This window comes from Paracoccus sp. (in: a-proteobacteria), assembly GCF_046462195.1.
GTDB lineage: Bacteria > Pseudomonadota > Alphaproteobacteria > Rhodobacterales > Rhodobacteraceae > Paracoccus.
In genome coordinates this window covers 1-9157 of sequence record NZ_JBKGUN010000039.1, presented here as the reverse complement: position 1 = coordinate 9157, position 9157 = coordinate 1, and the positions used below count along the sequence as shown (strand labels likewise).

The 9157-nt window shown below is 63.1% G+C and carries 7 protein-coding genes and 1 pseudogene; 4 read left to right on the top strand and 4 right to left on the bottom strand.

The window, feature by feature from the left end; genetic code table 11:
- Positions 1 to 407: NnrS family protein (locus tag ACLHHB_RS02750; protein WP_410216753.1), on the top strand; the 407-nt coding region annotated here is incomplete at its 5' end.
- Positions 408 to 864: 457 nt separating this feature from the next.
- Here the strand turns inward: ACLHHB_RS02750 and ACLHHB_RS02745 are convergent.
- From ACLHHB_RS02745 to ACLHHB_RS02730, 4 genes and pseudogenes are all read right to left on the bottom strand, one after another.
- On the bottom strand, positions 865 to 1224 hold the full coding sequence (locus tag ACLHHB_RS02745) for a c-type cytochrome (protein ID WP_410216752.1): 360 nt from the start codon (positions 1222 to 1224) through the stop codon (positions 865 to 867).
- Between the two features lie 331 nt (positions 1225 to 1555).
- Positions 1556 to 1936: a hypothetical protein gene (locus ACLHHB_RS02740; RefSeq protein WP_410216751.1), complete on the bottom strand. Its 381-nt coding sequence runs from the start codon at positions 1934 to 1936 to the stop codon at positions 1556 to 1558.
- A gap of 378 nt (positions 1937 to 2314) precedes the next feature.
- Positions 2315 to 4813: pseudogene (locus tag ACLHHB_RS02735) on the bottom strand (cbb3-type cytochrome c oxidase subunit I).
- Positions 4814 to 5222: 409 nt separating this feature from the next.
- Positions 5223 to 5759, bottom strand: a complete 537-nt coding sequence (locus ACLHHB_RS02730; protein WP_410216750.1) for a hypothetical protein — start codon at positions 5757 to 5759, stop codon at positions 5223 to 5225.
- Positions 5760 to 6096: 337 nt separating this feature from the next.
- On the opposite strand from ACLHHB_RS02730, the gene ACLHHB_RS02725 reads away from it, so the two are divergent.
- The 3 genes from ACLHHB_RS02725 to ACLHHB_RS02715 all read left to right on the top strand — a co-directional run.
- Positions 6097 to 7773: a chloride channel protein gene (locus ACLHHB_RS02725; RefSeq protein WP_410216749.1), complete on the top strand. Its 1677-nt coding sequence runs from the start codon at positions 6097 to 6099 to the stop codon at positions 7771 to 7773.
- A 112-nt stretch (positions 7774 to 7885) separates the two neighbouring features.
- A complete protein-coding gene (locus ACLHHB_RS02720) occupies positions 7886 to 8281 on the top strand; it encodes a hypothetical protein (protein ID WP_410216748.1) in 396 nt (131 codons plus the stop codon).
- Between the two features lie 34 nt (positions 8282 to 8315).
- Positions 8316 to 9157 (top strand): cation:proton antiporter (locus tag ACLHHB_RS02715; protein ID WP_410216747.1); only part of this gene is annotated, 842 nt, incomplete at its 3' end.

Below are 9157 nucleotides of genomic sequence, written 5' to 3'. Positions count from 1 at the left end.
GCGCCGCCGCAGGCGGATCGGGCATGCGGCTGGGGCTGGCCACGGCGCTGCTCTTGATCATCCTGATTGGAGGACGGATCATTCCCAGCTTCACCCGCAACTGGCTTGCCGCCAAAGGCGAGCGCCCTCTGCCGATCCCCTTCAACCGGAGTGATGGCGGCATCCTTGTGCTTACCGTGGTCACCATGGCTGCCTTTGTCGTGGCGCCAGGCGCGCCAGGGATGACAGGGCCGATGGCGGCGACCGGAAGCGTTCACCTGTGGCGACTGTCCCGATGGTGTGGGTGGCAGGTGCGGTCGGAGCCGTTGCTCTGGTCTCTGCACCTGGCCTATGCGATGGTCACAGCTGCAGCCGGCCGCCTGCGCGGCAATGGTTCAGCAACCGCCTTTGATGATGGCGTCACTTGAAATGCCTGGGGGGTTCTCGCAGAGAAGTAGGTTGCGATCTCTTCAATCTGCTGGTCCGTCAGATCATCCGCCACCGAATGCATCAGCGCGGCACGCTGTCCGTCTCCGCGCTGCCCTGCGCACCAAAGGATCAGTTGTTGCTCCAAGCATTCCCAGTCCTGCCCGTCAGGGCTGGGAATGAGCGGGTTCCGGTTGCTCGGTCCATGGCAGGCCAGGCAGGCGGGCACATCTTCCGTGCCCCTTTGCGCCAGCAAGTCGGCTTTCGGGCCATCGCCATCAACTGCCGCCGCCGCCAAAGATGACAAGGAAACCGCCGGCCGTGCATCACCCGAAGGATCGATCTGGCTGATGGCACAAGACATGATGCCACTGGGCCGCCCCCTGACCGATAGGCGGCCAGCGTCATCTCGATGTACTCAGGTTCGAGAATATCCAGCTGCGGCGCGCGGCTCGTGCCCTATGGGCCATGGCATCCCGCGCAATACCGCTCGGGTGCAGGACCGGTGACTTCCAGATAGTCACCAGCGGTCATCCCGCCATTGACGGCGGTCAGGAAGGCTACCACGGCCCAGACCTCTTCCGGCCTGTCTGAGTCTGGCCCTGCCGGCATCCCGAACATCTTGACCCCTTGGTTGACGATCCAGTGCATTTCCTCGGGACGCCAATCTGCAACGGCTTCTCCGATCTGGGGCGGACGGGGGACCATCGATGCAACAGTCGCATCCGCTACAGCCCCGGGGCGCGCATTGCACATGCGGCAGGCGCTGTCGTGATAGCGCGCGCGAAGTTCGACCGCATTCTCGAAGGTCGTGTGCAAGACCCGGCTCGTTATTGCCCAATGGCCTTTGCGCCAAGGTGTTGAAGAGGCCAATGAACACCACGGCCAATCCGGCCAAGGCGCCGAACGCCCCGATGGCAGCCAGCGCGGCGATGATGATGCGCAGTCTGCTCATGCCGGAATCTCTTGCAAGGACAGCGCGCGCGGCAAGCGCGACGCCGGCAAGTAAATAGACCGGCGTACCTATGATCAGCATCAGCATCCCTCCAATGGCCTGCCTCTCCGCATCGGGGGCCGTGCCGCAAAAACCTGCATAAAGATCGCGCGGTGCCAATGTCAGCAGCGCCCCAGCAGCGTCATGTGCATGATGTCAGCAGCCCCCCGGCCCGGTCAGCGCCTGTCCGACATCATCCCTCGCGGCACCGCGCAGGCAACCCGCCCAGACAAAGAGGCCTGCCAGCAGGAAGCTGGCCTGCTCCAGCGCAAAGCCCATCGGCAATCGATACGCCAAGCCATGCGCGAGAGGCAGGTGCCAGGCCCAGACCAGCAGAAACTCCAAGCCTGCCGCGACCATTGGCAGAATCGCCAACCAACGGCCTAGCGCGGGAAATCCCAGCACCAGCAAGGGCGCCGCCAAGGCGACCAGGACCATGTGCAGCGGAAAGCGCGGTGCCGCCTCCTCCAACGGAAGCCACCAGATTGCCGCAAGTAGCAGCACTCCGCCACCGGCGCAGAGGGACGGGACAATCATCGGCAACTCTCGATGAACAGGCCGGCAGCGCCACATAAACGACGCCCATGAACGAGATGATCGACAGGAGGTAGGCCGCCTGCCCGAGGAAACGGATGGGTCCCTCGACATGATCGTCATGGTCATGCGGCGCCCATTGCCGATAGGAGTGCCTACCCTGCGAGCCGATCGCGGCCAGCGCCAGCAGCGTCAGTCCCAGGATCGACAGCCGCAGGAAAGTGTCTCCCTCCTGTGTCCCGACCTTGGCGCACCAGACAGCCGCGCCCGCATAGCGGAACAGGAAGTGAAAGGTTCAGACTGTGGCGGCCAGCGCGATGCGAAACAGGCTGCCCGTTGCACCACGAAACTCATTTTGGTTCTGCCGCCGGCTGATACCGGTCATCCGATCCTCCATAGCAGCCTCGGCGCAAGGCCGATGACGGCGGCGGTGACCAGAACCGTCAGGACATGGAAGTGCCAGTAGAGAGACGTTCCACAGATCGGCATCATGATCGGGGTCGATCTTGCCAAAGATCGTGCCAGCCAAACAGTAGACCTGCATCAGCACGCCCACCAGAACATGGGCGCCGGTCCAGATGACCAGTGCGCAGATGATCGCCGGATGCACGTGACTGGACGGCGACAATCCCAGCATCGACAGGACCAGCAATCCTCCTCCGGCCAGCGCCGCCACGAGGGCGGCGACCAGCGCCGCGCGTGTGGCGATGACCCTGCCGCTGCGGTTAGGCTGCGCGCAGCCAGCGTCAACGCCCAGGCCAGCACCATTGCCAGCGCCACCTATGTTCTGTCCGCATGCACCGCGTCTGCGGGGGGAAGCTTGCATTGGCGGTTCAGTAGAAGAAGAACCCGAAGACGACCGATGCAAAGGCCGTCGCGTCGCCCAGCCTGGTGATCCACATGGCCCACCATCCGACCGACTGCGGCCCTGCGGCATAGGTCGGCAGGCTCAAGCCCAGCCCCGCGTCCTTCATCTCTTTTTCCGGAATGCGCGCAGTCGAGGTCCAGAGCCAGTAAAGGATGCAACCGACCCCGATAAGACCCGAGATGACACCCGCGACATAGAAATGGAAGGTCGGCAGGATGAAGCAGCCACCGATGAAACCCGCCGCCAGCAGCGTGATCCAGGCATCGCCCGTGACGCGCTGGACCTGCACGGGCCGGGCGTCGATGACGCTGGTGACCAGTGTCTCGCGGTGGCCTTCGGGCGCATCGGGCAGGTAGTAACGGCCTCCGGCGATCCGATCCACCAGCTTGGGCTGATCCCACAGCGGATAACGCGAGGTGATGTAGGGGATCGAGCGCACGCCCCCGTCATCATCGGACAACGTGTCGCTCCATTCCAGGGTGCCGGCATTCCACGGGTTGCGCTCGCGCAGGCGGGGCTTGCCCGGGCGCAGCAGGTCATAGGTAAAGACAAGGAACCCGGCCGCGATGATGAAGGTCCCGATCGAGGAGATCAGGTTCAGGGTGTTCCACCCCAGATCCGGCTCATAGGTGAAGACCCGGCGCGGCATGCCCAGAAGCCCCGTCAGGTGCATGGGCAGGAAGGTCAGGTTGAAGCCGCCGAAGATCAGCCAGAACGCCCATTTGCCGAGCCGGACCGACAGGACGCGCCTGGTGAAGAACGGGAAGAAGTAGTAGACCCCTGCCATTACCGGCAGGATCATCCCTCCGAACAGCGTGTAGTGCAGATGGGCGACGATGAAGTAGATGTCATGCACCTGCCCGTCGAAGGGCGCGATGGCCAGCATGATGCCGGTCAGCCCGCCGGCAGTAAAGATCGCAAGGCCCCTTGGGATCCACAGCATCGGCAGGCTTTTCTGCACATGTCCGACCATCAGCGTGACCAGGAACACGAACAGCTGGATGCCCGTGGGGATCACCACCGCCTCGGACGCGGCGGAAAAGAAGGCCAGCGAGATCATCGGCAGGCCCGTGGTGAACATGTGATGCACCCACAGCCCAAAGGACAGGAACCCCGTCCCCACCGCCGACAGCACGATCCATGAATACCCGACGATCGGCCGCTGCGCCATTGTGGGGACCACCATGGCCGCGATCGCGACCGAAGGCAGGAAGACGATGTACACCTCGGGATGGCCAAAGATCCAGAACAGGTGCTGCCAGAAGATCGGGTCGCCTCCACGCGCGGGATTGAAGAGGGGCCAGTCTAGAGCGCGCTCCAGCTCGAACAGCAGGTCGCCCGCGATCAGGGGTGGAAAGGCGAACAGGATCATCCCGCCGACCACCAGCACATACCAGCATGGAGCGGCATCGTGTTGACCCGCATGCCCGGCAGACGGCACTTCAGGACACCGACGATCAGTTCGACCGCTGCGGCGATGGAGGCGATCTCGATGAAGGACAGGCCCAGAAGCCAGATGTCAGACCCAACGCCCGGGTCCTCGGTCGCGACGGGCGGGTACATGAACCAGCCGGAACTGGGCGCCGCGTCAAACAGGACCGAGCCGAGAACAAACACGCCCCCGATCAGAAAGGACCAGTAGCCAAAGGCCGACAGGCGCGGGAACGGCATGTCGCGCGCGCCCAGAAAGGCAGGCAGGATCAGGATCGCCATCGCTTCGAACAGCGGCACGGCGAAAAGGAACATCATCGCCGAGCCGTGCATCGTGAAGAACTGGTTGAAGCGGTCGGCGTCCAGGAACTTCATTCCCGGGAAGGCGAGTTGCACGCGCATCAGCAGCGCCAGAACCCCCGCCGCCAGCATGAACGCGAAGCAGGTCAGCGAGTACCATTTGCCGATCTCGAAGTTGTTGACAAACATCAGGTAGGGATGCCGGTCTTGGTCTTCCACACGCGGCGCAGCCGGTCCTCCTGCGCATCCCGGACATCCTGCGGAACCGCCTCGGCCAGCATCGCCCCAGACGGGGCGTAGGGGTCGGGGGGGGGGTGCGATTGATCATTCGAGGCCCTCCAGATAGGCCACCAAGGCACAAGTTCGTCCGCCTTCAGCCAATCATAGGCGGGCATGGCAACTTCGGGCTTGATATCGCGGGTATGGGCGATCCAAGTCATCAGATCATCCCGCTCGACCTCCCTGGTCCTGGCGGCAAGGGAGACGCGCGAGGCGAGATGCGTCAGGTCGGGGCCCACCATTTCGGCGAACGGGGTTCCCCTGATGGCGTGGCAGACCCCCATCCTTCATCACGGAAAATCGCCTGTCCCTGCCTTTCCACAGTGCCCTGCGGTGCGGGCGCAGGTGCGGCCTGTTCGGCCAGCCATGTCTCGAAGTCATCGGGTGCCATGACGACGGATTCGAAGGCCATCAATGCGTGGGACGCGCCACAGGATTCCGCACATTGCCCGCGATAAAAGCCTTGAGGTCGGGCTGCAGCGACATCACGTTCTGGCACCCCGGGATCATGTCCATCTTGCCTCCCAGAGACGGGATCCACAACGAATGACTATAGTTGCGCGCCGTCAGTTGCAGCTCGGTCCGGCTGCCGGCCGGAAAGCGGATCTCGTTGGCGGACAGGATCGGGACCTCGGCTTCCGGGGGCCAGTATTCGACCCGCCACCACCATTCCTCGGCTGTGACACGGATCACTAGGCCATCCCCGGGCGCACGCTGCGAGGGCATGATGGACAGCCCCCAGGCCAGCGACGCCCCCACCACCACAGTGGGCAGGATCACCCCTGCCCCGATGATGATGCGGTGGGCATGACGACGTGCAAAATGCCCGCGATTGACCTGCGTGAAATACAGGAACAGGCCGTTCAGACCTAACCAAAGAACCACTGCTCCACACAGCATGACCAGGAAGATCCGGTAAAGCTGCGTCGCATCCTCGCCCCCGGGCATCAGTGCTGACTGCCGTCCGTCACAAGTACCCGGGAGCAAAAGGAAAAGGACAGGTCAAAGTCTGATGCTGCAGACCGCAGATCTGTGGCAGATCGACATCATGAGCCTCACTGTTCCAATACCATAGTACTTACAAAAGCTTAAGGTACGTAAACCATGTTTTACTCTGCAGACATAATGCATTGCCACAATGATGGGTCAGTCGGAACTTTCTTGCGCAACTTCCGTCAGGTCGACGTCAGTCCTCCGCATGTCAAAGGAGACCGAGATCGTTTTCAGTTCTGGAGCATGTACCAGAAACATGGTCGGATAACGGCAAGCCCGCTGCGAGGAACCCATGCCGGAACCGACATGCTTACGCCACAGGAACGCATTGCGCCGGCGCGCGCAGCGCGTCTTGCGCATCATGCGAAAACGGGGTCCCAGCCAGCTGCAGTTCTGGCTGCTGGCGCTGCTGATCGGGGTCGGTGCGGGCTTGGCAGCCCTTGGCTTTCGGCTTGGCATCTCGTGGCTTCAGCGGGCAGTTTATGGCGCCGATGACGTGACACTGGCCAGTGCCGCCAGTGCCCTGCCCTGGTACTGGGTCCTGATCGTTCCGGTTCTGGGGGGCGCAGTTGTCGGATTGATCCTGGATCGCTTCACCCCGGATGCTCGGGTTCGGGCCGTTTCCGACGTGATCGAAGGTGCGACGCTGGACGGTGGCCGGGTAGAGATACGCGAGGGCCTGGCCTCGGCTGTGGCTTCGTTGATCACCTTGGGGACCGGCGGCAGTTCGGGACGCGAAGGGCCGGTTGTTCACTTGGCTGGCGTTGTCTCGACAACCGTGGCTCGCCGCATCAAGGCCAATCCAGTGACCGGACGGGAACTGCTCGGCTGTGCCGTGGCCGGGGCGGTGGCCGCCAGCTTCAATGCCCCCATCGCCGGCGCGCTCTTCGCGCACGAGGTGGTTCTGCGCCATTTCGCCACCCATGCCTTTGCGCCCATTGCCATTGCCGCCGTGGCGGGCACGGTCATCAACCGGCTGCAGTTCGGAGGGTTGACCGAATTCGACCTGCCTGTCGAACCCGACCTCGCCTTTCATGCCGAGCTTCCCGCGTTCATGGCGCTTGGCCTCGTGTGTGCACTGGTTGCAGCAGCGATGACGAGCGGGATCTTCCGCGCCGACCGGCTTGGCACCCGGCTGATGGCCCTGCTCGGTTGGCCGCGCTGGTCGCGGCCCGCATTGGCAGGCCTGGCGCTTGGGATGATCGCGATCCCCTTCCCGCACATCATCGGCGTCGGTTACGAAACAACCGCCGCCGCACTGTCGGGGCAGATCGGGCTGAACCAGGCGATCCTGTTCGCCATTGTCAAGGCATTGGCGGTCGCGATCACGCTTGGCGGACGAATGGGCGGAGGCGTCTTCTCCCCGGCACTGGTCATGGGCTCACTCACTGGGCTTGCCTTCGGGATCGTGGCGACTACGCTCGCTCCCGCCTATTCCGGCAGCGTCAATGTTTATGCCTTTGCCGGCATGGCTGCCGTTGGCGCGGCTGTTCTGGGCGCCCCTATCTCGACAGCACTGATCGTGTTCGAGATGACAGGCGACTGGCAAACCGGCCTTGCCGTCATGACTTCCGTTTCGCTCAGTTCGGCCTTGGCCTCTCGTCTTGTGGGGGGCTCGTTCTTTCTGACGCAACTGGAGAAACGCGGCATCCGCCTGTCCGAAGGCCCCCATGTCTGGCTGCCGCACAAGCTTAGGATCACGCCCGTCATTCGTCCGCTGCAGGATGACGATGCCACGACTGTGGATCTTGTCCGGGCGCTGGCCGACAAGGGCCCCACCCTGACGCCCACGACCACGCTGGCGGAAGCCCTGCCCCAGTTCCAACGCAGTGGTGCGGCCATTCTTGCTGTCATGGCATCCGACGGCCCGGATGCGGCCCCTCGCCTGATTGGCAGTGTGCACCACATCGACGTGCTGCGTACCCTGAACCGGGCGCTGGAAGAAACAGCGGCAGAGGAGCACGGCTGATCGTTAGATTCCAGTCCGGCGCCAGGTGCTGGCGGTTTGCAACATCCTTCTGCTGCGAATGTTGCGGGCTGGCTATGCCTATGCGCCGCACTCATACAGCAAAGAGAGCAAGTTGGACGTCCACCAGATGATCGCACGTCATCCCAATGCCAAGGAAGATACGGCAGACGGGCTGCCGCGCTGCATCGAAGAATACTATGGCTGTGCTCAGACGTGCACCTCCTGCGCCGACGCATGCCTTGCCGAAGACATGGTTGATCAACTGTGCCAGTGCATCCAACTCAACCTTGACTTCGCGGACATCTGCTCGGCGGCGGCGCCGTTGCAAGCCAGCGGACCGGATCGAATGTTCCGGTCATTCGCGCGATTATCGAAGCCTGCGCCACGGCTTGCGATGCATGCGGGCATGAATGCGAGAAGCATGTCGAAATGCACGAACCTTGCCGGATCTGCGCGGAAGCTTGCATGCGCTGCGCCCAAGCCTGCCGCAACTCGACCCAAAATCTGAACTGACCTTCTCATTCGCTGCGAGGGATCCCCCGATGAATGACATCAACACGATCCTTGCTCTCCTCTGCGGCGTGACGATCGCCCTGGCCTGGGTCCGCTTGGCTGTCGCGCAGTCCGTTTCCTCCGACGCTCCTTGCCCTGATCATCAGAGTTCTGGTCGGACACGGAATCCTTGGCTGATCGACAGGGAGTTGATAGGCGACCGCGCGCCCTTGATGGAAAAGGCAGCGCGGCTGCTGTGGGGGATTGGATTGTTCGGCGTCGCGCTGCGCATCCCAGCATCTTATCTGCGTCGAAGCTGGAAGGAACTTCTGGTGCTTGTCGGCGTCAGCATGGTCTTGATGTGGGCTGTCAGTACGGCACTGGTGTTCCTGATCCTGGGCCTCCTCTTCTGGGTGGCTGCCTGGGTCGGGGCGATCATCACCCCGACGGATCCTGTTGCCGCCAGCCCGATCGTCACGGAACAGGAGGCCGAGAACAACATCCCCGGGAACCTCCGTCACGCCATCTCGTTCGAGTCCGGCGCCAATGACGGACTGGCCTATCTGTTCGTCTTTCTTCCCTTTCTGCTGCTGACCAAGCCGACAGGCGAGGCCCAGATCCATTGGCTGGGCAAATCAGTCCTGTGGGACGTGGGGGCGGCAACGCTGGTCGATGCCGCGATCGGATTTGCGGCAGCCAGGCTCTTGCGGACCGCCGAAAGGCACGGCGCGATCACCAGCGAATGGCGCCTTGTTTACACCGTAGCACTGGCTGCTTGCGATGGGAGTGGGTCAGCTCATCAAGACGGCGTTGTTGCGGAACTCCGGCCTGCCGGGGGATACGGGCGGTCGGGCCGGCAGGGCAAGCGTCCCGGCATGAGCCAACCGGGGGC

Coding starts and splice junctions, on each gene's coding strand:
- ACLHHB_RS02730 (WP_410216750.1), bottom strand. CDS start 5,759: ATGCCCGGGGGCGAGGATGCGACGCAGCTTTACCGGATCTTCCTGGTC.
- ACLHHB_RS02740 (WP_410216751.1), bottom strand. CDS start 1,936: ATGATTGTCCCGTCCCTCTGCGCCGGTGGCGGAGTGCTGCTACTTGCG.
- ACLHHB_RS02725 (WP_410216749.1), top strand. CDS start 6,097: ATGCCGGAACCGACATGCTTACGCCACAGGAACGCATTGCGCCGGCGC.